This window comes from Rheinheimera riviphila (genome assembly GCF_004005945.1).
Lineage (GTDB): Bacteria > Pseudomonadota > Gammaproteobacteria > Enterobacterales > Alteromonadaceae > Pararheinheimera > Pararheinheimera riviphila.
Genome location: NZ_SACS01000007.1, coordinates 143,059 through 167,157, shown reverse-complemented (window position 1 = coordinate 167,157; position 24,099 = coordinate 143,059). Strand labels below are relative to the sequence as shown.

Sequence of the window (24,099 nt, the reverse complement as noted above, 5' to 3'; positions counted from 1 at the left end):
TTCTGCGTTATAGTGTCCGGTTAAAGCTCCACTTTTATAGCTCAACTTCGATGGCAGCAATGACCCGCAAAGCTTTGTCGACAGCGGCTTGCACAGTATCAGCCTGAGCCAGCGCCACACCAAGCCGGCGTTCGCCCTGAATTTCTGGTTTGCCAAAAATCCGGATTTCAGTGTCTGGCTCGGCGAGTGCTTGTTCAATATTGTGGTACACCATCTGTTGTGATTGACCGCCGACCAGCAATACCGCTGATGCCGTTGGACCCAGCTGGCGAATCACCGGGATCGGCAGACCTAAAATTGCGCGGGCATGCAACGCAAATTCAGACAGATTCTGCGACATCAGCGTCACCATGCCGGTATCGTGCGGGCGGGGCGACACTTCACTGAACCAGACGTCATCGCCCTTCACAAACAGCTCAACCCCAAACACCCCAAAACCACCCAAAGAAGCAGTAATGCTGCGGGCGTAAATTTCTGCTTTGGCCAAAGCTGCCGCCGACATCGCTTGTGGTTGCCACGACTCGCGGTAATCACCTTTTTCCTGGCGATGGCCAATCGGCGCGCAAAATTGGGTACCGCTGATCGAGCAGACCGTCAGCAAGGTGATTTCGTAGTCAAAATCAATAAAACCTTCGACGATGACCCGGCCTTTGCCTGCCCGGCCGCCTTCTTGAGCATAAAGCCAGGCGGCTGCTAAGTCAGCGTCACTTTTCAGCACCGACTGGCCTTTGCCGGATGACGACATAATAGGTTTCACCACACAGGGATAACCGATGGCAGCAACGGCCGCCAGGTAACTGGCATGGTCATCGGCAAACTGAAATGGCGACGTCGGTAGTTGTAGCTCTTCGGCGGCAAGACGGCGAATACCTTCACGGTTCATCGTCAGGTTGGCGGCACGTGCGCTTGGGATCACGTTGAAGCCTTCCAGCTCCAGTTCCAGCAAGGTTGCAGTTGCGATGGCTTCCAGTTCGGGCACAATCAGATCTGGTTTTTCTTTGATCACCAGCTGACGCAGGGCGGCGCCGTTGAGCATTGAAATGACATAGTGCCGATCGGCGACTTGCATCGCCGGCGCATTGACATAACGATCCACTGCGACAACTTCACAGCCATAACGTTTTAATTCAATACAGACTTCTTTACCCAGCTCGCCAGCGCCTAACAACAGCACTTTGGTGCTCGTCTGGCTGGCAGGGGTGCCAATACGGGTCATAACAACTCCAAACGCAATTGATCTGTGGGTGATGTGTTCCCACGCCTGAAAAGATAGATTACCAAGAAAACAGCATCTTGCATGCAGTTTTTTGCGAGAGTATGGCGTTTGATACGGGTGGGATTTGCAGGGATAGGAACAAGGTGGGAATGCAGTGTTGGTGCAGATCGGGATCAGCAGTCACTGCAGCCATCGCGACATAAAGTCTTAATGACTGCAGCACTCAACAAGGTTATGCAAATTGTGGCTGCACAATGGCTGTCGAAGGAAACAATTGGCGACGGCGGAACCATAACAAGCTGGCCAAGGCTGCGAGGAACAACGCGACCACAGGCGGTGCTGCGACATCCGGCGTGCCATCGTCGCGCGGTGTCAGTGGGCCGACGTTAATCTGCGCATTACCAACCCAGGAGTTTGCAATCACCTGCCCCCAAATCGGTGCGGTTGTTGAGTGGATAGCAGCTTTAGGCGCCAACACAGTACCGAACACGTTTGAAGCTAATTTCACATTGCTTAAATCATTGAAATTAAACAGTACTTGTTTGGCAAGTGGCGAAGCGTTGCGATCTTTACTGGTATCGCCCGCCGTATTGACGCCGTTAAATTTAACGGTTTCTAATTTCAGCACTGCACAGCTGGTATCACCTGTTTTACAAAAACCACCGTTGCTGTAATTTTTCATAGCATACCCGGTGGTATTGGTGACGTTAAAGACCACCAATGCATCTGATTCGACACCTTCGATATTAATGCCGTAGGAGCTGTCTAACATTTCCTGAGTTAATTCAAAGACGTAAACTTTGTCAGCAGTTGGTACTGCCGGACGGAACGTTAAAGTAGCATTGGCACCCGGTGTGGTGGTGGCTGATGCCGTCATTGCGGCGAGCTGATCAGAGAGGGTGTTTAGATGTTTAAAAGCGGCGTCAAAATCGACCGGTAACTCAGACTTGTTCACTTTGCTGGCGGTGCCGCTGCCAATCTTGTGGCCGTTGACCAAGGTGCCGCTATAAACGGCGGTGCCATGGTCGATGCCGGTGTTATGAATTTGCAATCCGCCGCCCTGTGCATGCAGTTCGATATTGCCACCGACCACTAACGACGGGGTGCCCGGAGCGTGCACCATATCGCCAACACTGTAACCAGCATTGGTTTTGTCGTGGCTGTATTGATGAGGTTTCACGATAAAATTGCCACCAACCGCAATTCGACCCTGAGTGTCAGAAGACGACACCTGGAAGTTGTTCTGTACAAAAGCATTATATTCGGCAGCCTGACCCAGATTAATCTGGGCAGCGAAACCTAAAGGGCTTAATAACAGGCTGAATATGGCGCTGAACAGCGGCAATTTTTTCATAGCAGGGCGTCCGGGAGTGCTGAAATATTGCGCAATAATAACTGATCAAATAACTAAATGACAACGTTGTCTTTATTAAATATTTGCGAATGTGCTGTTGAAGCTAAATTTTTTGATAGTTATAAGTTAAATCAACAAGTTGTGTTTTAATCTAAATTAGATAAGTGCATTAATTAAATAAAATTAAGCACTTAATCATGATTCTTTCGCGATGTTAGCGCTTCCAGTCAATTCAAGTGAGTATTTATCTGATCTGCCAGCTGCTGCTCCGCTGGTGACAGCGTTTTGCCCTGAACTTTTTGCAATAAGGCTTTTGCTTCAGCAGGACGATTGAGTAGCCGCAACGTTTCGGCTAAATGCAATTGAATCATTAGGTTAGCTGGTGAACGGATCTCAGCATCTCTGAGCACCCCTAGCGCTTGTTCCGGTTTTCCCGAACTGGTTAACGCCCAGCCATAAGTATCAATAATCTGTGGATGTTGTGGTAGCAACTGATAAGCCTGGCTGGCATATTCTAATGCCGCTTCCGGTTGTTGTGGTAGAAGCAAAAAAGCTAAATTATTCAACAGGATTGGCTGTTTTTCTAAATCCGGTGCTTGTTGATACAACTGCTGCGCTTGCGCCAGGTCACCTTGTTGGGTCATTAAATCGGCCAGCTCCAGCCTTGCCGCCAGATCAGCCGGGTTTTGTTGCAGATATTCGGCCAATAGCTGTTGTAAGGCCTGGTGATCGCCGGCTGCGCGATAGGCGGTGATTAACATGGCAAAATAACGGGGGTCCGGAGTTTGTTGATGCAACACCTTGAGGAGTTGGATTGCTTCCGGGTATTTGGCGGTTGCCAACAACAAATGCGCGGTCAGCTCCTGGTATTGGGCGTTGTCGCCGCTGTGTTTTTTCAGTTGGGCAAGTTGTTGTTTTGCCTGGTCGAATTTACCTTGCTGCAGCGACAGCCTGGTTTTCAGGCTCAGCAAAGCCGCGGCAGGAACACCTGTACCAGCACCCAGTTCTGTCAGTCGTTGAATCGATTTTTCAGCCGTTTCATGTTCGTTGTTGCGTAACTGCAAATCTGCCAGCGTGAACAATTTTTGTGGATTGTCGTACCACAGTCCAAACAGAATTTCGGTGTTGTGGCGGGCTAATGCGGTGTTTTTCTGCAGCATCGCCAGCTTCACTTTCGCCTGATAAATCTCTGGTTGTAAATCAGATTGTTGCTCCAGTTGTTGTAATAACAAGCTGGCTTTTTCAGTTTGATGGTCAGCGAAATATAGTTCGAGCAATGCCAACCGTGCCGGAAATAGGTTGATGTCGTCCGCTGAGAGTTGCTCCAGCGCTGTGACCGCGCCGCTGACATCGCCGGATTTTAAAGCGGCATCGGCCAACAGCTGTAGTGTCAGACTATCGTTCGGTGCCGCTACAAGAATTTGTTGGTAATAACCAATAGCTTGTGGCCAAAGCTGCTGATTAAGCGCGATGCCGGCCAGAGACAATAAAGCCGGTTTAAAGGTTTTATCCAGTACCAGCGCTTGCTGAAAAAAGTTGCTGGCTTTGGCGGCATCACCGCTGCGTAAAGAGACATCACCGGCAAACTGGAAGATTTCCACTTTTGACTGATCCAGCTCCAGCAATTTGTTGGCATTCGCGGATGCTTCATTGATCCGACCAGCTTCGAGCTGCAAATAACCTAATTGCAATAATTCAGCCAGCGGCTCCTTGCTTGCAGCGCCGTTTGCCAACACTTGTTGCGCCAGGGGGGATTGGCCGGCACGTACCAATGCCTGGGCGTAAGACTGACGGAGCAAATCATCGCCGGGCGCTTGTTGATAGGCCTTTGCCAGCAACTGCAACGCTGCTTCGTGCTTATTTGCTGCTTGCAAAATGGTCGCGCCAATCAACACCAGATTTTCATCATCCGGCGTCATTGCTAACGCCAGTTTAATCTGGGTTTCGGCTTCATTCAGCGATTGCAAAAAGTAGTAACTTTGCGCCAGCAACTGATGCACGCGGGCATTGGCCGGATACAGCGTCAGATATTGTTTAAGTTTGCGGATCACCTGGGCAAACTGACCTTCGCTGAAGTCGAGAATGGCCGTTAGCATTAACAATTCCTGCTGTTCTTTTTGCTCGTTGGACAGGCCGGACAGTTGCTGTTGCACCTGTTTGATCATGCGATCGCGCTCAGTGCTGTTGCCTTGTTGTCCGACTAAAGCGGCGTGGATCAGCTGGCCATAAGGATTATTCGGATATTGCTCGCGGAAAGTCAAAACCAGCTGTAAGGCGGCGTCGATTTTGCCGGTCTCTAGCAACAGCTGGGCTTTGGCTAACAAGGCTGCCACATCTTTCGGGTCTTTTTTCAGCAGCTGATCATAAATCTGCAAGGCTGCGGCGGGTTGTTGTTTCTGTTGTAATTGCGCCAATAAATATTGCGCCTGGCGGAAATAGCCTGAAGCGGCCGGCACTTTACGCAGACTGTCGCTGGCTGCTGCAGACTGTTGTTTAAACTGCAGTTCTCCCAGTTCAAACCAGGCCTCGTCGGCGAGAGTGGCAAGCTGTGGATGTTGCAGCGCCTGTTGCAGAAACTGGTTTGCTTGGTTGAAGCGACCATTGGCTTTTTCGGTTTTGCCTTGCATGATGAGATAAGCTGGCTGATTGGCAAACTGCTGATATTGTTTTAATAAGTCGGTGGTTTCGGCAGTTTTTTGCTGCGCCAGTAGCGCGCGCATTAAATCGAACACCAGTGGATCCGCTGCAGCACCGCCGTGCAGTGCGAGCTGGAGCTCTTTTTCGGCAGCTGGCCACTGCGCCGATTGCAATAACACCTGACCGAGCAGTAATCTGGCAGGCAAATAATCGGGTTGTTGTTGCAGGCTATTACGCAGTTCCAGTTCTGCTTCCCGCAATGCATGTTGTTGCATATGCTGCAGCGCTTTTTCGTATGCACTGGCGGCGGAATTGGCAGCAGTATTGGCAAGTAGCGGCTGACTTTGCAGGCTTAACCAGCAGACTAGCGGCAAAAGGTAAGTTTTCATCAGCGGCTCCTTTCTCAACAGGCGCACACTTTAAATGATAGCGTTGTCAGGCGTAAAGTGATGTTTCCTGCAGGTGAATGGCGCTGACAACAGCGGGTATGTGTTCAGACTCGCCAACGGAGATTTTAATGTGACCACAGCAGCCATCATGCATCATCCGGATGAACAATGTTTTGTCCTGGAATGGCAAGGCCAACAAGCACGGCTTGAATATCAGTATCAAGCCCAAAGTGCGACGTCGCAGGCGCGGGTGGATTTTAATCACACCTTTGTGCCCCCAGAGTTTCGCGGCCAAGGGCTGGCGGCGCAGCTGGTGCAATTTGGTCTTTGCTGGGCGGGGCAGCAACATCTGCAGGTAACGGCCAGTTGTTGGTATGTGGCGAAGGTGATGCGGGACAATGCCGAAAAAGCTGCCGCAAATCAGGCTGGCTCAGCCAACCACCACAAAGACTTAGGATAATCCCGCATGCAAAAAAACGATTGGAGTCTATCCGCGATAGTCGCAGGTTTTGTCGCGGTGCTGGTCGGTTTCGCGAGCTCAGTGGCGATTGTATTTCAGGCCGCGGCGGCCGCAGGTGCCAGTGCGGAGATCACCGCCTCTTGGGTCGGTGTGCTCGGCTTCGCGATGGGGATCAGCTGCATTGGTTTTTCCTGGTATTACAAAGCGCCTATTCTGACCGCTTGGTCCACGCCCGGTGCCGCTCTGCTGGCGACCAGTTTGCAAGGTGTGAGTCTGGCCGAAGCGGTAGGCGTCTTTATATTCAGCGCCGTCCTGACCACTGCGTTGGGGCTGAGTGGCTGGTTCGACAAATTGACCCGCAAAATTCCGTTGCCGATCGCAGCAGCGATGCTGGCCGGTATTATGCTGAAGTTTGGGTTGGATATTTTCATCAGTTTGCAGGCATCGCCGATGCTGGTATTGCTGATGATTGGTGTGTTTTTACTAGCAAAGCGTTTTTGGCCGCGTTATGCGGTGCCGCTGGTTCTGCTGACCGGCGTGTTGTTTTGCTTTAGCCAGCAACAGCTTGATTTTAGCGGCGTTGAGCTGAGTCTGGTGCAGTTGGTCTGGGTGTCTCCGGCCTGGTCCTGGTCTGCTATTTTGGGGGTCGGGGTGCCACTTTTTGTAGTGACGATGACGTCGCAGAATATTCCTGGATTGGCAGTTTTACGCTCAAGCGGCTATCAGACACCGGTATCGCCGTTGTTAAGCTGGACCGGCTTGATCACGCTAGTCAGTGCGCCTTTTGGCAATTTTTCAATTAATCTGGCGGCTATTACCGCCGCCATCTGCAGCGGGCCGGAGGCACATCCGGATCCAGACAAACGTTATACTGCCGGTATTGCGGCCGGGGTGTTTTATTTACTGACCGGCTTGGCAGGTGCCACTGTGGTTGCACTGTTTGCGGCCTTTCCAAAAGAACTGATCGCCACTGTTGCCGGTTTGGCGCTGCTTGGTACCATTGCCGCGAATTTAGCGACGGCCACTGTCGATACCCAACATCGGGATGCGGCGATCCTGACCTTGCTGATCACCGCTTCTGGTGTGAGCTTTTTTGGTATTGCTTCGGCGTTTTGGGGCTTAGTGGCAGGGTTAGTCACCACCGGTTGGTTTAGCTGGCGGCGGAGTCAGGCATGAGTTGCCCGCGTTGTGGTGCTGATAATCAATGTCTGGTGACGTCTGCGGCAAGCGTCGGCACAAATCTGAATACCAAGACCGCTGCCTGTGCCGGAGATGTGAGTTGCTGGTGTTTTCAGGTGCCAATCACGCCGGAACAACGGTTGTTATTACCAAAAAGCGACAGCTGTTATTGCGCTGCTTGTCTGGATGCGTTGGTGCGGGAAATAAAAATTTAAAAAAACGGTGACAACAACGGCATGCATACCGCTGTTGTCGTCACCGCCGCAAACCTAAAAACTGTAAAACTAAAAACTGTGGTTACGTTGAGCGCGACGGCCAGTCCATAACAACAAACCAGCCAGTAAACTCAGCACACCCAAGCTACCGCCTGAGGATGAATCGTTATTGGCGACTGGTGCCGTGATCAGGGTGTTTGGTTTCGGTTGTAAGCTGGCAGCGCTGTTCACATCGTTGTTGATGACGGTAATACTTTCAATCACCACCAGATGAGCTGCGGTCACCGGCACCTTGGCTTGCGCATCGGCTGCCGAGTAATTGCGCAGCGGCAGACTGGTAAAATTGGCGATGGTTGAGAATTGGTTCGGCAGTGCGACGATGGCATCAACGACTTCCATGCCGGTTCCGGTAACCTGACCGAATACAGTGAAACCGCTGTTTTGTAAATCGAGATTGCTACTGTTATCAGCAAGGTTGATAAACCATTGATTGGTCGCGCTATTCGCATTGCCAGAGACTTTTGCCATCGCAATGGTGCCACGCACATTCGACCATTTCGGTTCGTTTTTAACGGCGGCCTGAGTGGCTACTGCAGTAAAAGGCGCTGCATTATTACCGCTGAAACGAAAACCACCGGCCTGAGCGACAAAACCTTTTTCGGTGCGGTGGAAAATGGTGTTCTGATAACTGCCGTTGTTGACGTAACTTAAAAAGTTAGCCACGTTCGCTGGCGTGGTCTGGTCATAAAGATTGACTTCAAAATTACCCAGACTGGTTTTAACCAACACCACGGTGGCATTGGCTGACAAGGCGGTGAATGACAACAAACTGGTGACTGCTAAACTGCGGAAAATCGACTTCATATGGGTTACCGGATCCTGAAAAATTTGATATCCGGCAGCTTAAACCAGCCGGATAGACAGGCGCCAGCGACATTACAAATAATCACCAAATTCATACAGATGGTTGTAAAAACTCACGCTATTACTGATGTTCAGTGTTTTGTCGTTGCCGGGTGGTGCTGGCGGGGGCTGTCAATTCTGGCCATTGCTCCAGATAACGTCGGGCGTTTGGATGCTTGCTGGCCTTTTCAAAATAGCCTTTCGCTTTTGGGTAATCCTGCGGCACCTGTTTACCCTCAAAATACAATAAACCCAGGTAATAGTTGGCGCTGGTACTGCCTTTGGCGGCGGCTTCAGTAAACAGAGTTACGGCTTTGGCCGGATCCGCGGCGACGCCTTTGCCAAACAAATATAACAAGGCCAGCCGGTTGATCGCGGGTGCATAACCGCGTTCGGCGGCATAACTGAAAAACCGAAAGGCATTTTCATGATTTTTCGGTACACCTTCACCATCATCCAGCATCACGCCGGCATTAAAAGCACAGCCGCTGTTTCCTTGTTTGCTGCAGAGTAAATACCATCGATGCGCCCGTTGTAAGTCTTTTGGAAGCAGCGTGCCTTGTTGATAAATCGCCCCCATTCGTAACATCGCCCTTGGATAAAACCGTTCGGCAGCGCGCTGAAAATTTGCCAGCGCCAAGCCGGTTTTGTCAGCGCCGAACAGTCCATCTTCATAACCGTAAGCCAGCAAATAATAGGCTTCCGGGTGATAATTCTGCACCGACTCTAATAAATATTGTTCGACTTCCTTTGCCTGCAGCGGCGTCATTTCCTGTTGCATCAATTGTGAGGCATAGAGGTAGGCCGCAGCAGAACCGCCTTGATCGGCCAGCTGTTGCAAGTGCTGATTGAGTTCCTTTGCGGAGAATTTTTCTTTTTCATGAGCCGACAACGCCCAAAAGGCGCTGGCATCGGCATAACCGGCTGCAGCAGACTGTTGCAGCCAATAATCACCCTGAATGGCATCGGCGTTTTGAAAACTCTGGTTGTAGTAGTAGCGGGACAGTTGCAGTTCAGCCTGACCTGGTTCGGTCATCGCGGCGATGTATCCTCTGATTTCAGCGACTTTTGCCGGATCAGGTTTCCCGAATTGCCCGCTGTGATGCAGAAAATGCAATAAGTGTAGTGCCGGCACATAATCGCTGTCTGCCGCTTGCAGCAAGGCGTGTTCACAGTCTGTTTTGACCAGCACTTGCTGACTATGAGTGCGATAACACATCTCGGCGAGTTTCACTTTGGCCTGTAACGACCCACCGTCAATCGCCTGTTGATACAAAGACACCGCCTCTTCCATCCTATTGCCGGCCAAGGCTTCGGCGGCGCGTGGTAGCAGCAGAATGTGATTAGACCGGGTATTTTTGGTCAGCAGCAATTCTCTCCAGCCATCGACTAAGCCCATAAACGGGAAGGGGATTTGATCAATCGCGTGCAAATAACGCTGATTTTCAAAGTACAGGGTGCGGAATTTTTGTAGGGTCGGATCGTAGACCTGAAATACGTAGTGCAATGCATTGTTGTCGGATGACAGTTCAGTATAAAAATCGACGGTTTGCACTTCCAGTAACCGTACTATTTCATGCGCATCAAAATAACTGTTCAGCTGATAAGCGCTGTAGTTCGCTTTGCCATTACCGCTTTGCAGGATGCCATTGGCGACATATTGCTGATACTCGCGAAAGCGTTTGAGATCTGCCGCTGCCGGGTTCGCAGCAAAACACTGCTGAAATTGTTGATAAAAAGTCAGGTTCCAGAATTGTGTCGGCAGTTGCTCCTGCCACGGCAGTTGTTGGCAATTGTCCGGATCTGCGGTTAATAACTGTTGAAAACTCAGCCAGGCGGCCGATGTTTCGAGGACTTTCGGGCTTTGCAAATAACTCTGATACAGCGTGGCATAAGGCGGTAACTTGGCAGCGTCGGGCAAAGCTGCCAGCTGTTGCAGGTACAAATTATCGGCAGTTGAGGTGGCAGGCCGGTTTTGACAGGCAGCTACCATCAACAGAAAAAAACAACTGCAAAGTGCGCGAAATATCACAAAATGTGTCCTGCAACAACGATAAAAGTGGCCACGATTTGTGCCGTGGTGGTTAGCTACACGGGCTTATTCTTCGCCGAGCCATGGTGTTTGTGGCAGTAATTCCAGATGTTGCTGATAACGCGCCAGATTAAACTTTTGCGCTTGTTCAATCACCGCCAGCATTTCCGGGGCGAGGGCACATGCCATCAGTTCCAGCGCATCTTCGCGGCTATGACCGGTCATACAAAGTCGTAACAAGGTTGCTTTGACGAATGCGGGTTCACCATCGGCCAGTTGATTTTCAATCACTTCAAATAACAAACTCTGGTCGATCAAATCCTGTTCAGGTGTAGACATTTCAAGGCTCCGGCGGAAAAGTTGCAGCATGCCAGAATTGGCTTTGCTTGCCTAGAGCAGCGATGAGTTGCTGGACCAGGTTTGCCGCCGATTGCTACAAAAACGTATCGCAAAAAGTAACCGGCTGTTGCTGAATAATGTTCGGGCAACTGCAATGTAATCGCTTACTTCAAATGTCCTTGCCAGCAGAAGTAACAGCAGTTAAGGTGAATTAATAATACTCCGAACCGGTATAAACTGGTCGCGCCTGAGCCTCGTCAGGCGAATAAAACAAAGTTGCCACTGCCTTACTTTGTCACTTTTAAAAATTAATCAACAGCGAGACAGAACTATGACAAATATGGAGCTGGCATGGGCTTTTGCTCAACAGTTAGTACTGATTCTGGTGGCGGCACAACTCTTCGGTTATCTGGCGAAATTTATTGGACAGCCGAGAGTGGTCGGCGAAATGATTGCCGGTGTGGTGCTTGGCCCTTCTTTGTTCGGCTTGTTTATGCCCGAACTGCAAAAAAGCATCTTTATCGCCGACACCATGCCGATTTTGTATATCGGCGCCCAGATTGGTGTGGGCCTCTATATGTTTTTGGTGGGGCTGGAATTTAATACCCAACTCTTCAAACAACAAGCGCGTAGTGCCGTTGGCGTATCGCTGGCTGGCATGATTGTGCCTTTTATCGTCGGCGCCTTGTTATGTCTGTGGTTACTCGATCAACCTGGTTTGTTTGCGGCCAATATTTCCTATGCCAATGCCGCGCTCTTTATGGGCGCAGCCATTGCTATTACCGCCTTCCCAATGCTGGCGCGGATCATTTATGAACGTAAATTGGCGGGTACTGCTTTAGGTACTTTGGCGCTGGCAGCGGGTGCGATTGACGACGCGGCCGCCTGGATTGTGCTGGCGGTGGTGCTGGCGAGCTTTGGCGGCGGGACGATTTTGGCGATTAAAGCGGTGATTGGTGGGGCTATTTATGCCTCGTTTATGCTGATTAAAGCCCGTGGCTGGTTACAACCGCTGGCAGACAAAGTAGAGCAGCGTGGCGTGCTGACTGCACCGGAGTTTCTGCTGGTGATGGTGTTATGGGCGGCTTCTGCTTATTCGATGGAATGGGTGGGTCTGCACGCGGTATTTGGCGGTTTCTTGTTTGGGATTGCGATGCCACGCGGCAAAATTACTGAAATTATTAGCGCGCGTTTAAGCAAAATTACCGTGTTTTTATTACTGCCGATGTTCTTTACTTATTCTGGCTTAAGAACTCAGCTGGATATTCTGGGCTCGTGGGATGTGTTATCGATTGCGCTGATTATCCTGGCGGCATCTATTTTCGCCAAAGGCGTGGCTTGTTGGGCGGCGGCGCGGATTGGCGGTGCCGATAATCGTACCGCGATGGCCGTGGGTGCTTTGATGAACTCGCGTGGCCTGATGGAGCTGATTATTATCAATATTGCACTGAGTTACGGCGTGATCCAGCAAGGACTGTTTTCGATTATGGTGTTGATGGCGATTGTCACCACACTGATGGCGACACCGTTATTTCAGCTGGTATACGGTCGGCATATGCCAAAACCTGGCAAGCCGGATGCAACACCACCGCCGATTGACGCCACAGCATTAAAGGCCGGTTAAAGCCTGTTGTTGCTTAGCCACTGAGGCGTTTGTTGCAGCAGGTCGCAGCACTGTCCAGTGGCTAATCTCCGGATTAAAAAAACCACATTCCTGATAGGCTCTGGTCAGTTTGCCTTGTTGGCGTAATATCGCCAGCCCACGTTGCAACGCGGCAAATGCCGGTGCAGCCAGCGGGTGTTTTTTCGCCACAATAAAATGCCGGCTATCGTCGAGCAACACTTTAACGCCTTCGACCGCCACCAGCTCAATCCCCGGTGCGCGATAACCAAAAGGCCGGTGCTGTGGAAAGGGCGCCAGCATAAAATCGACCCAACCCCGGCTCACCAACATCGCCATTGAAGACCAATTGTATTCATCCCGCAGTTCGCGTAGCGGCAATTGCTCCAGCAGCTGCCAGTCTTGGGCATAAGCACGAGAACTGACGGCGGTTAAGCCACTAAAATCGCTGAGCTGGCGGATTGATTTGGTTTTTTGATTATTCGGGGAGGTAAAAATAGCGGCCACATAATCACCCCGATCAATCACGGCGGAGCTGATATACACATGTGATTTCAGGTTGTTGGCGGTTTGTCCCCACACCGAGTCAAGGCTGATAAGCACGTCGCCACGTACAAATAACTGTGTACTACGGGCACTGCTGTCGGAGGGAATAAAGTTAAATTGCAGCGGATAACCGCCCAGGTGTAACGCTTGTTGCACCAAGACCATATCCACCACGTCACGGCGGGTGCCGGCGTGGTCGAAACTCTGAATATCGTAGACGGAGCTGGTGCCGACAAAGCGGCGGTAGTCATCAAGCACACTCATTTCGATCGGAATATCGACCACTGCGATGGGCTCGGTCGCTACTGCGCTATTCAAGATGAGACCGGCATACATTACCAGCCAGCAACAAAAACGATGCATACCTGAACTCCTGAAACGCAATTTTTAAGCTTAGCTCACACGGCCAGGGTCTGACAGCTGCGCTTTTTTGCTGAACGGGTTTTCATTGAACCGCTATAACAACCGAGATTGCAAGTGCGGAGAGGAGGACAGTAAACACCTGTTGTTTCATTACGCCAGAACGTTGCTGCTTGGCGCTAGCCCGGCTGTTGCACTGCTATCTAGCGGGTAAAATCCGATAGCCGTCGGTTGCAGATGCCCGGCATTCATGTGGTACATCCGATCTGCCACATCAAAGTAGCGCTCATCGTGACTGATCACGATCACAGCTTTTCCTTGTGCTTTTAATTGTGGTAACAACTCAAGATAAAAGTAAGCGCGGGACTTTGGATCCTGTTCGGCCGCCCATTCATCAAATACACAGATCGGCGCATCTTCCAGCAGCAGTTGGATCAGCGCATACCGTTTACGTTGGCCACGCGACAAAGCGTTAGTGTCAAAACTGCCATCGGCGTGTTGAGGGATATCAGACAGACCAAATTGCTGTAGTAATGGGCTGATGTGTTTAATATCAGCGCTTACACCATGTTGATCCAGCAGATGTTCAAACAGAAAGCCGTCAGCAAAAATACATGAAAACAGCTGTTGGTAAGCCGGAGCAGTAGGGTCAAGCACTATATGATTGTCCAGAGCAATACTGCCGTCTGAAGCGCGATAGAGCCCCAGCAGCAAGTGGATCAACGTGGTTTTTCCACTGCCATTCCCACCTTGCAGGAAAACAATTTCTCCTTTTCGTAAATCAAAATTCACCGGTGCCAGTGCAAAGTTGTGCTCGCTATCCTGCTGATAACTAAAACTTAAGTTTCTGATAGCTAACTGCTGCCAATCTTTCAATAGCGGCAGCTCCTGATCTTCAGTTGCGACTTCCGCCGTTGTTTGTAATCCCAAATTCTGTAAGCGGCTTAATGCAATTTTACCGGTGATTAGATGATTAAATGTCTGAGCCAGCACCTGCACTGGGCCGCAAAGATAGATGGAAAATAAAATAAAGGATTGTAATGTCTGTTGATCAGCATCGAGAAAACTCATACCGCAGTAAACCAGTATAAAGATGCCACCCATAAAAAACACCGCTGTCCAGCTATCGTAAAAGGCCCAATGCCGATGATTACGGCATCCGGCCATTTCAGCCTTCTTCAGACAAGGCGTTACCACCTGTTCCAGAAAAAACGCGCGACGAGTACGCAGCAGATTCAGCTCTCGCAACCCTTCTGTTGCCGCTCGGAAAACCTGATAAAGTTTGTCCTGTTGCTCACGTTTGTCTACGGTTGAATCAACCGCCAACTGCATCAAACTGATGGAAATTGCGGCGCCAATTAACAAGATCAACAGGAGCACCAAAAGCATGCCAGGGGACAGCGTAAATAGGTAAATCAGACTGAGCAGCAAAATACCAAAATTAATCAAAAACATCGGTAAAATCGAAAAAGCCGTTGCGATATTATATATATCCTCCGTCAGGCTGGTCATCAGTCGGTGAGGTCCAAGTTGTTGTAAATGATAGTAATATTGACCGGCTAACAAACTCAGCAGTTGATGTCGGATCCGCCGCAGTATGCGCTCCCCAGTGACTTCTAGTTGCAGCTGTGAAAAGAAACTACTGGCAAACAGCACCAGCAACAACGCGATTAACAATGACCAGGACTGATGTTGCACACCGTCATTGTGCAGCCAACGTTCGACCACGGTGATCGAAGCGAGAGTCATCGCCGCAGCCACCGCACTTAGCAGTGCTACACCAGCAAATGCGGGACTAAAATCTTTAAGCAGTTGCCGGATAAATGGCTGCATGTGGAACTCCATGTCCAAATGGTTGGTGTGGTGCTATTTTCTGTCAGTAGCAGATCCTGACTCGATTGGCTGGCCCGGTGATTCTGATCAATAAACAAAAATCGCCATCAATATATTTACGATAAGCAAACATAAATTACAATATTTATGTTTCATGAGTGGCCGTTTGTTGAGTGCTTACCTGTAACGGGTACTTTTTGAGATACTAAATCGCCGGTGTCACAGCGGCCGTGGTACTTTGCCTACGTTGATCATTAAAATGAACAACGGCAGTGAAGACTGCCGTTTTAGAAGGGATGATCTAACTACTTACAGTGCCAGCGAGCGCTCGCCCCGCGCAATACCCGAGACGCCGGTGCGGACCACTTCCAGAATTTGCGTGTTACAGAGCGCCTGAATAAAAGCTTCCAGCTTGTCGGAAGTGCCGACCACCTGAATGGTGTAAGTAGTCGGGGAAACGTCGATAATCTGCGCGCGGAAGATATCGGCGCAGCGTTTGACTTCTTCGCGCTGATCGCCGCTGGCTTTGACTTTTACCATCATCAGCTCGCGTTCAATGTGCGCGTTGTCGCTTAAATCGACCAGCTTCACCACTTCAATCAGCTTGTGCAGTTGTTTAGTGATTTGCTCAATCACCTGATCATCGCCACGGGTCACCAAAGTTAACCGGGACAAAGTTGGATCTTCAGTGGCCGCAACGGTTAAAGAATCAATGTTATAACCACGCTGGGCGAATAAACCCACCACGCGGGCCAGGGCGCCGGACTCGTTTTCCAGCAATACTGCGATAATATGCCGCATATTAAGTTCGCTCCGTTTTGCTTAAAAACATCTCATTCATCGCGCCGCCAGGCACCTGCATCGGGTACACGTGTTCTTTCGGGTCAATATGAATATCGAGGAATACCAGGCGGTCTTTTAACGCAAAAGCGCGTTCCAGCGCCGGCTCTAATTCTTCAGGGGTGGTGACGCGGATGCCAACATGGCCATAAGCTTCGGCTAGTTTGACAAAGTCCGGCAGCGAATCCATGTAGGAGCTGGAATAACGCGAGTCATAATTCATATCCTGCCACTGCTTCACCATGCCCAAATAACCGTTATTAAGGTTGATGATTTTCACCCCCAGGCCATATTGTTTGCAGGTCGACAGCTCCTGAATATTCATTTGAATCGAACCTTCACCGGTCACGCAAACAACTTCAGCGTCCGGATAATGCAGCTTGACGCCCATTGCAGCTGGTAAACCAAAGCCCATGGTGCCAAGGCCGCCGGAGTTGATCCAACGGTTTGGTTTATCAAATTTGTAATATTGCGCCGCAAACATCTGGTGCTGGCCCACGTCTGAAGTGACATAAGCGTCGCCTTTGGTGTGACGGTGCACTGCCTCAATCACTGCTTGGGGCATCAGCAATTCAGCGCGCTGCTGATAACGACCGCCATGCACTTCACGCCATTGATTAATCTGGTTCCACCAGTTGGCGAGCGCGACTTGATCCAGCTTGCCATCATCCTTCGCATCCAGCTTATCGAGCTGGCTGAGCATTTCCTGCAGCACCGGTTTTACCAAACCAACAATCGGGATATGTGCGTTGATGGTTTTGGAGATGCTGGCCGGGTCAATATCGATATGAATAATGGTGGCGTTGGGGCAGAATTTCTTCGTGGCGTTGGTCACCCGATCATCAAAACGGGCGCCAACGGCAAAAATCACATCGGCGTTATGCATCACCTGGTTGGCCTCAAAACTGCCGTGCATACCCAGCATGCCGATAAACTGCGGATCAGACGCCGGATAAGCACCTAAGCCCATCAGAGTATTGGTGACCGGTAAGTTCAGGCGTCTGGCAAGTTCGGTCAGCTCGTCAGAAGCGCGACCGAGAATGACGCCGCCGCCAGAATAAAGCACTGGTTTTTTCGCCGCCAATAAAGTTTGCAGCGCTTTTTTGATTTGTCCCGGATGGCCTTTGGCGTTCGGGTTATACGAGCGCAGTTTGATATCTTTTGGATAATCGTACGGGAATTTCTGGCTCGGGATGGTCATGTCTTTTGGAATATCCAGCACCACCGGGCCTGGGCGACCGCTTTGTGCGATATAAAAGGCTTTTTTCACCATCATCGGAATATCAGCCGGGTTACGCACCGACATATTGTGTTTCACGATCGGGCGGGAAATGCCCATCATATCGGTTTCCTGGAAGGCATCATCGCCAATCAGATGACTCATCACCTGACCGCAAATCACCACCATTGGGATCGAATCCATATAAGCAGTGGCAATACCGGTGACAGCATTGGTGGCGCCAGGGCCTGAAGTGACGAGCACGACGCCAGCTTTGCCGCTGGCACGGGCATATGCGTCCGCCATATGGGTTGCTGCTTGTTCGTGGCGGACCAGCACATGCTTCACATCATTTTGCTGAAACAGCGCATCATAGATATGTAACACTGCGCCGCCGGGGTAACCATATACATATTCCACGCCCTCATCGTGCAGGGCGCGAACTAGCATGGCACCGCCAGACAGCAGTTCTGGTTGGTTTTGTTGGCTCATGACTTCGGTCTCATAGTTTGCGTATGCAAAAATTACGGCGCCGCTTTTTGTTTTAAAAACTTGTTGTTTAAAAAACGGGCAGCGCCGGTTGGGTCTTGTCGAAACAAGAAATTCTTTTTTTGCTACGTGGATAGGTTGGCAGTTAAGGGTACTGGCAACAAATTCTTCAACTACGGCCCGGATTATAGTGGCGACTTCTATCGGGAGAAGTTCATTCTGGAGGCTCGTCAGGCGTTACTTTACGGGAAAATCCGGGTTATTGTCGACCCTTTTTTAGCGGAAACCGCACAAGCAGCAAAGTTGCAGAGAAAACCAGCACTGGTGCGGCCTGCGCTTGCAAAATCGACCAACCGACCACATAGTAAGAATCATTCTGTTCGCCAACTCACAGGTGTTAAGTTGCTTAATCAGGTAGAAGTCAGTTTCGAAAATGTGCGTGAATTGCTCGATATGTCGCAGCATAAGCTGGTGGTGTTTGCGTTTTGGTCAGAACGTTCTGAGCCAAGCAAGCAACTGCTGCTGACCTTAAGTGCTATTAGCCAGGACCATCCGCAGCATTTAGTGCTGGCGAAAGTTAATTGTGACCTGGATCAGGAACTTGCGATGCAGTTTGGCGTCAGAAGCCTGCCGACGACGATGTTTATCCAAAATGGCCAGCCGGTCGATGGGTTTGCTGGTGCGGAAACTGACGCGCAGATCCGGCAACGTTTACAGCCGTATTTACCAGCGCCGGAAGAACTTTTAATTCAACAAATTCAGCCATTGCTGGAAAATCAGCAGTGGACCGAAGCTTTCCCGCTGCTGAAACAAGCGCAACAGCTGGCACCAGCGCGCGCTGATATCTGTAAGTTACTGGCGCTGTGTGCGGCGTCTTTAGGTCAGTTAGAGCAGGCGAAAACGCTGTTAAGCACGGTGTTACTGGCGGATCAGGATAGTTTGTACCAACAGGTGCAATCGGTGATTGAGCTGGCAGAACAAGCCGCTGATAGCCCGGAAATCCGCGCGCTGGAAGCCAAACTGGCTGCGACGCCGGATGATTTGCTGCTGAAACAACAGCTGGCGGTGCAATATCAACAGGTGCAGCGTTCTGAGGATGCGTTAGCTTTATTATTCAGTATTTTGCAGCAGGATTTAAACTTCGGTGACAGTAAAAAGCTGTTTCTGGACATTCTTGCGGTATTACCCAAAGGGGATGCGCTCGCTGGCACTTATCGGCGGAAACTCTATAGTCTATTGTATTGATTGTTAGTACAAAACAAGGAAAATTGATGCGCGCTTTGTGGTGGTGTAGTGGTTTGTGGTTTGCTTTGTTGTTACTGGGCAGCGCAAATCCGGTAGCGGCTGATTCGGCGGAACAATTGTTCGCCCGATACGAGCCTGCGTTGTTACAGGTCAGGGTGCTGGAAAAAGCATCCGGCGCCAAAGCCTCCATCGGCACCGGTTTTGTGCTGGAGCAGCCTAATCTGCTGGTTACCAATTACCATGTGGTCTCCGAAGCGGTGTTATTTCCGGACAAATATCAGCTGGAATATCTGGCCGTTGGCCAGAAAAAAGGCCAGCTCAAAGTGGTCGCTGTCGATGTGATCAACGATTTGGCGTTGGTCAGCACCGACTACCAGCCGGAACAGCGTTTTAGCATTCAGGACGAACGGCCGGTACAGGGTGCCACCATTTACTCATTGGGTAACCCGCATGATTTGGGGATGATCTTGGTGCCTGGTACCTACAACGGCCTGCAAAAATACAGCTTTTACCCAAGGATCCATTTTACCGGCGCAGTGAATGCCGGGATGAGCGGCGGTCCAACGGTTGATGCGGCTGGCAAAGTGGTGGGCGTGAATGTCGCTTCGGCCGGCAATCAGCTGGGTTTTCTGGTGCCAGCGGACGCGCTGCAAGCTTTATTGCAACGCTTTATCAAAGATGGCGAAGTGGCTGACTTTAAACAACAAATAGATCAGCAACTGGTCAGCAGTCAGCAAAAAATGTTTGAACAAATCCTCAGCGCCAACTGGCAACTGAAAGACTTCGGCCCGGGCAAAGTGCCGGACGAAGTGGTGCCCTTTATTCGCTGTTGGGGCGAGTCGAATGTTGAAAAAGATAAAGATCAGCTAAAAAAAGTCGCGGCCTTCTGTAGTCAGTCGGAAGAGATTTTCCTGTCACAGCAGTTCACCACCGGGCGGATTGAAATGCAGTTTGAATGGCTGCATGCACCGGATTTACACCCACTGCAGTTTTTTAGCCGTTATCAGCAGAATATCAGCAGCGCCAACCCTGATAATCAGGCAGGCAAAGAAGATGTCACCGCCTTTGAGTGCCAGCATAAAGTGGTACAACAGCCCAATGGCCAGCACGCCAAAACGGTGTTTTGTGTTCGCGCTTACCGCAATTTCGCTGGTTTATTTGATGCCTTGTACCTGTCGGCTTCGCTTGATCACGACAAACAAGGTTTGATCAGCCATTTCACCTTGTCCGGCATCACGCAGCAAACAGCACAGGCATTCAGCCGTAAATTCAGCGAGGCCGTGTTATGGCAGTAATTATCGAAGTGCTGAATAAACAACACAAAGTCATTGAACGGCATAAGTTTGCGCAGCAGCAGGTCGCCTTTGGCCGCGCTTACGATAACGACGTTATTTTGTACGATAAACATGTTTGCCCACATCATGCCAGCTTACAGCAGGACGAAAACGGCCAGTGGTTGTTGCATGATTTGTCGTCGATGAACGGTAGTTTTATTGAGCCGCGTGAACAAGTACAACAGTCTCAGCTGCTTCGCTCCGGGCAAATTTGCTGGTTGGGTGAGCAGGCGCTGCGCATTTATGATGATCAGCATCAGGTGGCGCCAGCACAGCCATTTAACCGGATTGAGCAGAAGCTGCTGAAACTGGGACATCTTGGGCTGATAGCAACTTTATTGCTGTTGGTGTTGCTGGAAGAAGTGTTCAGTCTGTGGCTGGTGTTACCGGATAAACAACAGGCGCAGTGGTCGCGTAGTCTGATTGATCTGCCGTTAATGCTGCTGGTGTTGACCTTGTGGCCGGCGGCGCTCGCCATGTGGTCGAAGCTGAATCAACATGAAGCGCGGTTTTTACCGCAGTTGGGGATCACCTTTTGCGGCATTGCGGTGATGGCGTTGTGGCAATTGTTGATGACCATCCTCAACTTCAGCCTCGATGGCGCTGAAACCGTGGCCTGGCTGCGTGAATCCGGCAGGTTAATGTTGATTGTATTATTGCTGACGGCAAACTTCTATCTGGCGCTACAACTGACGGTGCCGAAAAAAGTGATGCTGGCGACCGGTTTAGGCTTGATCCTGAGTCTGCAGAGTATGGGCTTAAGTCTGTTGTTTGACGACATGCGCCGGATGGCACCACGCTTTGACCACAGCTTATTGCCGATGAGCTTTTACCTGAATAATCCGGTCAGTGCCGACGAATTCGCTAAAGCCAGTGACGAGTTGTTTAACTCCACCAGCGCTAAGCGGACCGACGAAGATTGATAGCTGCGCTAGCGGCTACTTTGCTCTAAATTGTCGAGCCAGATCTGCCGGATCTGGTTCGACAACGTCATCGGGTCAAAGGGTTTGACCACCACATCCTGCGCTCCGAGCGCTTTGTAGGATTCGATTTCATTGGCCTGGACTTTTGCCGTCATAAACACCACCGGTACCTGGCGTAAATCATAACGTTGTTGTAACTGTTTCAGGGTGGTGGGCCCGTCCATGCCCGGCATCATCACATCAAGCAGCACCAGTTGTGGTTGAAACTGACTGAACTGATCCAGCGCGTCCTGGCCACAACTGCAGGTATTGACCTGAAAACCACCGACGATTTCCAGCGCTACCCGCACTACATCCTGAATTGAGGTGTCATCTTCGACGTGCATGATGCGTACTAAACTATTCATACCTGAGTCCTTTGGTCTGCCTGAAATGTGAGTTTGGCATAAGGTGTCTGGACAAGCCAGTTTGCTTGCTGTCGCGAAATCCGCGCTTATTGGTTCTGGTAAAGCTGCAGCGCTAGGGATTACCGGTATACAATGCCGTCATAGCAATTTTCTATAAAAACCAAACCCCATGCCTGAGTTGTTCGCATTTTTTGCCAGATTAGATCAGCTATTAACTGCAGATCAAGCGCTATGGCGACTACAACCGTTGAAACTGCAGCAAATTCCGTGGACTGATCCCAGCTTGTTGGCGCTGTTGGATGGTTTATCGCTGGATGATTGTGACTGCATTGACCAGTCCCCAGAGCGGCAGCAACAGCTATTCGGCGCCCTTTGGCCGGAACTGTTTGCACTTGATATCGCTTCACCAGCGATGTTTCAGCCGCAAGGACTCAATCCGCCATTCTGGCTGGCCACTGATATTGGCGGTCGCAAATGGCAGCAAATTCTGCTGTTTGCCGAAGCGACGGCGCAATCAGAGTTACCGGTGCTGGAATGGTGCGCCGGCAAAGGCCATTTAGGGCGGGTGCTGGCACAACAGTTTCAATTGGACGTTTGCTCGGTCGAATGGCAGCAGCCTTTATGCGAACAAGGCGCGGCTATTGCCGGAAAACTAGATTTAAAACAGCGCTTTGTCTGCCGTGATGTATTGCAACACCCAGTCAGTGATTTGTTTGAGCAGCAACAACAAGTGCTGGCGTTGCATGCCTGTGGCGATTTACACCGTAGCTTGCTAGTGCAGGCTGCCGCAGCACAAAGCCAGCAGCTGGACATCGTGCCTTGTTGTTATCATTTGCAGCAGGCGGCGGATTATCAGCCGATGTCTGCGCCAGCAAAACAGAGTTCATTGAAGCTGACCAAAACTGAGTTGAAACTGGCTGTACAAGGGCAGGTGACCGGCGGTGAGCGGGTTCGGCGGTTACGTCAGACGGAAATGTTGTGGCGGCGGGCGTATCAGTTGTGGCGAACTGAACTCACCGGCGATAGCCGTTATCAGCCATTAGCTTCGGTGCCAAAACATTGGTTTAGCGGGGAATTTCGGCCATTTGCTGAGTGGGCGGCGCAGCAGCATCAGCTGGTGTTACTGCCTGACGATGATGGTAGCCGCTATCTACAGCAGGCTGGCCCCTTGTTATTAACCCAAAGGAGGATCGAACTGGTGCAACATCTGTTTCGCCGGCCGCTGGAATTATGGCTGGTGCTGGATCGGGCTTTGTATCTGGTGGAGCAAGGCTATCAGGTGCAGCTACAACAGCTGTGCGACACTGCACTGACCCCACGTAATTTATGGCTGAGTGCCCGAATATACCCGTGATCATTGATGATACTTGGTTGTTGGCCGCCTGCGCTCACCCCGGGTCACTTAGAACAGCTAAGCTCTGGGTCGGACTGGCTCTCCAGATTTGTTCAGTGCCGCCGACCCGAAGCTTCACTGATTTTGGGCATACTATGACCGGTAAAGCGTCAGCACCAAAATGTTACGACATGGCTAGAAAGTTTGATGTGACTATTAAATCAACGTCTTCCAATTGTTGATGCTTGTTTTAGTGAGCGTATAACGTGAAATCAGAATCAAACCACAACACATAGAAAACGTCTCGTTGCCGGTATCCGACCATAGGCCTCAAGCCGTGGTATCGAAATACAAGATAGGTATCCATATCTTCTGTTATGAACTTAGGTATGGGGGCGTTAATTGCATTTTTGGCAATTTTTTCTGTCCCCAATCCGTGCCTATCCGCTTTCTTAATATCATTCCAAGTTAGATTTTTTCTGCGAAAAATCGCATCTGCAAACATTGCCTTATTTTCTTGATCTAGTTCAGACAGGCAATATTTTCCTGATTGGAGTTTTTCTAGAGAGAAAATAGGTGGTTTTTGGTCGTAGTTTGGGGGTTCAACAGATTTAACCAAGCTTCCCTGCTGAGGCTTTTCCTTTTTAATTCTGCCCATCAGTTGATTCGTGTTTTGAAGTACTCGGTAATGGCTTCTTTAGGTATAACACCTGCGTCAGCTTCATGGTCAAGCCACGGAGACTCTTCGTGAGTCATATTTCGTAACTTCCATGCCGAGTATTGCCCGAAAACCTCAAATACTTCTTCAATGAGTTCAAACTCTTCCTCAGCCAGAGCGCGAGTGTCAAAGTCATCGAGTGGAGGAATGTGGTTGCTGCCATACTGCTTATAGTTGTGGTACAAATCTGGAACCACGGGGCCATGAGTCCAAGCATAAATATCTTCATTAAACAAAGGCTTATCAAATATTGCACTGTAAAAGCCTTGAGCATAATAGACCAACTTTTGCAGTTTCAAATTTGAGATTCCATCCCCTTCATTTGCGCCATCCAAGTAAAGGAAGCACTGAGCTACGTCTCGTAAATTCGCCATGAAGTCCTCCTATAAACTCTTACAGCTTAACAACGCGGAAAAATTTTAGCACCATAAATAAAGAAATTCCACGCATAACTGTCATTATATACAGTACTTTCGCATTTTTGCTTGCTTGTTTGATCTACGCCGG

Annotated in this window: 21 protein-coding genes; 8 read left to right on the top strand and 13 right to left on the bottom strand. The window is 50.2% G+C overall.

What is annotated here, in order from left to right:
- Positions 1 to 34 precede the first annotated feature (34 nt).
- From purT to prsT, 3 genes are all read right to left on the bottom strand, one after another.
- The gene (purT, locus tag EOE67_RS08830) at positions 35 to 1,216 is read right to left on the bottom strand and encodes a formate-dependent phosphoribosylglycinamide formyltransferase (RefSeq protein ID WP_127698729.1); all 1,182 of its coding nucleotides are present in this window, start codon (positions 1,214 to 1,216) and stop codon (positions 35 to 37) included.
- A 232-nt stretch (positions 1,217 to 1,448) separates the two neighbouring features.
- Complete coding sequence (locus EOE67_RS08825) at positions 1,449 to 2,570, bottom strand: choice-of-anchor A family protein (protein WP_127698728.1); 1,122 nt, start codon at positions 2,568 to 2,570, stop codon at positions 1,449 to 1,451.
- 227 nt (positions 2,571 to 2,797) lie between these two features.
- Positions 2,798 to 5,596 (bottom strand): XrtA/PEP-CTERM system TPR-repeat protein PrsT, encoded by a 2,799-nt coding sequence (gene prsT, locus EOE67_RS08820; protein WP_127698727.1) that lies wholly within the window; start codon positions 5,594 to 5,596, stop codon positions 2,798 to 2,800.
- Positions 5,597 to 5,726: 130 nt separating this feature from the next.
- Between prsT and EOE67_RS08815 the strand changes: the two genes are divergently transcribed.
- Genes EOE67_RS08815 through EOE67_RS08805 form a run of 3 tightly spaced genes read left to right on the top strand, consistent with a single transcriptional unit; the run spans position 5,727 to position 7,450 of the window.
- Complete coding sequence (locus EOE67_RS08815; RefSeq protein WP_240652758.1) at positions 5,727 to 6,056, top strand: GNAT family N-acetyltransferase; 330 nt, start codon at positions 5,727 to 5,729, stop codon at positions 6,054 to 6,056.
- A gap of 6 nt (positions 6,057 to 6,062) precedes the next feature.
- Complete coding sequence (locus tag EOE67_RS08810; RefSeq protein WP_127698726.1) at positions 6,063 to 7,232, top strand: benzoate/H(+) symporter BenE family transporter; 1,170 nt, start codon at positions 6,063 to 6,065, stop codon at positions 7,230 to 7,232.
- The gene (locus tag EOE67_RS08805) at positions 7,229 to 7,450 is read left to right on the top strand and encodes a cysteine-rich CWC family protein (RefSeq protein ID WP_127698725.1); all 222 of its coding nucleotides are present in this window, start codon (positions 7,229 to 7,231) and stop codon (positions 7,448 to 7,450) included. The genes EOE67_RS08810 and EOE67_RS08805 overlap by 4 nt, the downstream gene beginning before the upstream one ends.
- 69 nt (positions 7,451 to 7,519) lie before the next feature.
- Here the strand turns inward: EOE67_RS08805 and EOE67_RS08800 are convergent, their stop codons facing one another.
- The 3 genes from EOE67_RS08800 to EOE67_RS08790 form a co-directional block, all read right to left on the bottom strand.
- Positions 7,520 to 8,314, bottom strand: coding sequence for a peptidylprolyl isomerase (locus tag EOE67_RS08800; protein WP_127698724.1), 795 nt, complete (start codon positions 8,312 to 8,314; stop codon positions 7,520 to 7,522).
- A 121-nt stretch (positions 8,315 to 8,435) separates the two neighbouring features.
- A complete protein-coding gene (locus EOE67_RS08795) occupies positions 8,436 to 10,385 on the bottom strand; it encodes a tetratricopeptide repeat protein (protein ID WP_127698723.1) in 1,950 nt (649 codons plus the stop codon).
- Positions 10,386 to 10,451: 66 nt separating this feature from the next.
- The gene (locus tag EOE67_RS08790) at positions 10,452 to 10,724 is read right to left on the bottom strand and encodes a hypothetical protein (RefSeq protein WP_127698722.1); all 273 of its coding nucleotides are present in this window, start codon (positions 10,722 to 10,724) and stop codon (positions 10,452 to 10,454) included.
- 331 nt (positions 10,725 to 11,055) lie between these two features.
- Here EOE67_RS08790 and EOE67_RS08785 point away from each other — a divergent pair, with 331 nt between their 5' ends.
- Positions 11,056 to 12,348, top strand: coding sequence for a cation:proton antiporter (locus EOE67_RS08785; protein ID WP_127698721.1), 1,293 nt, complete (start codon positions 11,056 to 11,058; stop codon positions 12,346 to 12,348).
- Here the strand turns inward: EOE67_RS08785 and EOE67_RS08780 are convergent.
- From EOE67_RS08780 to EOE67_RS08765, 4 genes are all read right to left on the bottom strand, one after another.
- Positions 12,334 to 13,254 carry a hypothetical protein gene (locus EOE67_RS08780; protein ID WP_127698720.1) on the bottom strand — a complete coding sequence of 307 codons (921 nt, stop codon included), beginning with the start codon at positions 13,252 to 13,254 and terminating at the stop codon, positions 12,334 to 12,336. The two genes, EOE67_RS08785 and EOE67_RS08780, sit on opposite strands and share 15 nt — an antisense overlap.
- A 150-nt stretch (positions 13,255 to 13,404) precedes the next feature.
- Positions 13,405 to 15,084 carry a cyclic peptide export ABC transporter gene (locus tag EOE67_RS08775; protein ID WP_164852260.1) on the bottom strand — a complete coding sequence of 560 codons (1,680 nt, stop codon included), beginning with the start codon at positions 15,082 to 15,084 and terminating at the stop codon, positions 13,405 to 13,407.
- Between the two features lie 309 nt (positions 15,085 to 15,393).
- Positions 15,394 to 15,885: an acetolactate synthase small subunit gene (gene ilvN / locus EOE67_RS08770; RefSeq protein ID WP_127698718.1), complete on the bottom strand. Its 492-nt coding sequence runs from the start codon at positions 15,883 to 15,885 to the stop codon at positions 15,394 to 15,396.
- Between the two features lies 1 nt (position 15,886).
- Positions 15,887 to 17,635: an acetolactate synthase 3 large subunit gene (locus EOE67_RS08765; protein ID WP_127698717.1), complete on the bottom strand. Its 1,749-nt coding sequence runs from the start codon at positions 17,633 to 17,635 to the stop codon at positions 15,887 to 15,889.
- Positions 17,636 to 18,034: 399 nt separating this feature from the next.
- On the opposite strand from EOE67_RS08765, the gene EOE67_RS08760 reads away from it, so the two are divergent.
- The 3 genes from EOE67_RS08760 to EOE67_RS08750 are packed head-to-tail and all read left to right on the top strand — an operon-like array spanning position 18,035 to position 21,134.
- Positions 18,035 to 18,877 (top strand): tetratricopeptide repeat protein, encoded by an 843-nt coding sequence (locus EOE67_RS08760; protein ID WP_240652757.1) that lies wholly within the window; start codon positions 18,035 to 18,037, stop codon positions 18,875 to 18,877.
- A gap of 26 nt (positions 18,878 to 18,903) precedes the next feature.
- The gene (locus EOE67_RS08755; RefSeq protein ID WP_127698716.1) at positions 18,904 to 20,172 is read left to right on the top strand and encodes a S1C family serine protease; all 1,269 of its coding nucleotides are present in this window, start codon (positions 18,904 to 18,906) and stop codon (positions 20,170 to 20,172) included.
- Complete coding sequence (locus EOE67_RS08750) at positions 20,163 to 21,134, top strand: FHA domain-containing protein (protein ID WP_127698715.1); 972 nt, start codon at positions 20,163 to 20,165, stop codon at positions 21,132 to 21,134. Before EOE67_RS08755 ends, EOE67_RS08750 begins: the two co-directional genes overlap by 10 nt.
- A gap of 8 nt (positions 21,135 to 21,142) precedes the next feature.
- Here the strand turns inward: EOE67_RS08750 and EOE67_RS08745 are convergent, their stop codons facing one another.
- On the bottom strand, positions 21,143 to 21,541 hold the full coding sequence (locus tag EOE67_RS08745; RefSeq protein ID WP_127698714.1) for a response regulator: 399 nt from the start codon (positions 21,539 to 21,541) through the stop codon (positions 21,143 to 21,145).
- Positions 21,542 to 21,710: 169 nt separating this feature from the next.
- On the opposite strand from EOE67_RS08745, the gene EOE67_RS08740 reads away from it, so the two are divergent.
- Complete coding sequence (locus EOE67_RS08740; RefSeq protein WP_127698713.1) at positions 21,711 to 22,895, top strand: methyltransferase; 1,185 nt, start codon at positions 21,711 to 21,713, stop codon at positions 22,893 to 22,895.
- A gap of 229 nt (positions 22,896 to 23,124) precedes the next feature.
- On the opposite strand, the gene EOE67_RS08735 is transcribed toward EOE67_RS08740, so the two are convergent.
- Together EOE67_RS08735 and EOE67_RS08730 are read right to left on the bottom strand one after the other, a co-directional pair.
- On the bottom strand, positions 23,125 to 23,532 hold the full coding sequence (locus EOE67_RS08735) for a hypothetical protein (RefSeq protein ID WP_127698712.1): 408 nt from the start codon (positions 23,530 to 23,532) through the stop codon (positions 23,125 to 23,127).
- Positions 23,532 to 23,966, bottom strand: a complete 435-nt coding sequence (locus EOE67_RS08730; protein WP_127698711.1) for a Panacea domain-containing protein — start codon at positions 23,964 to 23,966, stop codon at positions 23,532 to 23,534. The genes EOE67_RS08735 and EOE67_RS08730 overlap by 1 nt, the downstream gene beginning before the upstream one ends.
- Positions 23,967 to 24,099 lie beyond the last annotated feature (133 nt).

What these genes read in the sequence shown, in the direction of transcription:
- purT (WP_127698729.1), bottom strand. Translation starts at nt 1,216, where the DNA reads ATGACCCGTATTGGCACCCCTGCCAGCCAGACGAGCACCAAAGTGCTG.
- EOE67_RS08825 (WP_127698728.1), bottom strand. Translation starts at nt 2,570, where the DNA reads ATGAAAAAATTGCCGCTGTTCAGCGCCATATTCAGCCTGTTATTAAGC.
- prsT (WP_127698727.1), bottom strand. Translation starts at nt 5,596, where the DNA reads ATGAAAACTTACCTTTTGCCGCTAGTCTGCTGGTTAAGCCTGCAAAGT.
- EOE67_RS08810 (WP_127698726.1), top strand. Translation starts at nt 6,063, where the DNA reads ATGCAAAAAAACGATTGGAGTCTATCCGCGATAGTCGCAGGTTTTGTC.
- EOE67_RS08805 (WP_127698725.1), top strand. Translation starts at nt 7,229, where the DNA reads ATGAGTTGCCCGCGTTGTGGTGCTGATAATCAATGTCTGGTGACGTCT.
- EOE67_RS08800 (WP_127698724.1), bottom strand. Translation starts at nt 8,314, where the DNA reads ATGAAGTCGATTTTCCGCAGTTTAGCAGTCACCAGTTTGTTGTCATTC.
- EOE67_RS08790 (WP_127698722.1), bottom strand. Translation starts at nt 10,724, where the DNA reads ATGTCTACACCTGAACAGGATTTGATCGACCAGAGTTTGTTATTTGAA.
- EOE67_RS08785 (WP_127698721.1), top strand. Translation starts at nt 11,056, where the DNA reads ATGACAAATATGGAGCTGGCATGGGCTTTTGCTCAACAGTTAGTACTG.
- EOE67_RS08780 (WP_127698720.1), bottom strand. Translation starts at nt 13,254, where the DNA reads ATGCATCGTTTTTGTTGCTGGCTGGTAATGTATGCCGGTCTCATCTTG.
- EOE67_RS08775 (WP_164852260.1), bottom strand. Translation starts at nt 15,084, where the DNA reads ATGCAGCCATTTATCCGGCAACTGCTTAAAGATTTTAGTCCCGCATTT.
- ilvN (WP_127698718.1), bottom strand. Translation starts at nt 15,885, where the DNA reads ATGCGGCATATTATCGCAGTATTGCTGGAAAACGAGTCCGGCGCCCTG.
- EOE67_RS08765 (WP_127698717.1), bottom strand. Translation starts at nt 17,635, where the DNA reads ATGAGCCAACAAAACCAACCAGAACTGCTGTCTGGCGGTGCCATGCTA.
- EOE67_RS08755 (WP_127698716.1), top strand. Translation starts at nt 18,904, where the DNA reads ATGCGCGCTTTGTGGTGGTGTAGTGGTTTGTGGTTTGCTTTGTTGTTA.
- EOE67_RS08750 (WP_127698715.1), top strand. Translation starts at nt 20,163, where the DNA reads ATGGCAGTAATTATCGAAGTGCTGAATAAACAACACAAAGTCATTGAA.
- EOE67_RS08745 (WP_127698714.1), bottom strand. Translation starts at nt 21,541, where the DNA reads ATGAATAGTTTAGTACGCATCATGCACGTCGAAGATGACACCTCAATT.
- EOE67_RS08740 (WP_127698713.1), top strand. Translation starts at nt 21,711, where the DNA reads ATGCCTGAGTTGTTCGCATTTTTTGCCAGATTAGATCAGCTATTAACT.
- EOE67_RS08735 (WP_127698712.1), bottom strand. Translation starts at nt 23,532, where the DNA reads ATGGGCAGAATTAAAAAGGAAAAGCCTCAGCAGGGAAGCTTGGTTAAA.
- EOE67_RS08730 (WP_127698711.1), bottom strand. Translation starts at nt 23,966, where the DNA reads ATGGCGAATTTACGAGACGTAGCTCAGTGCTTCCTTTACTTGGATGGC.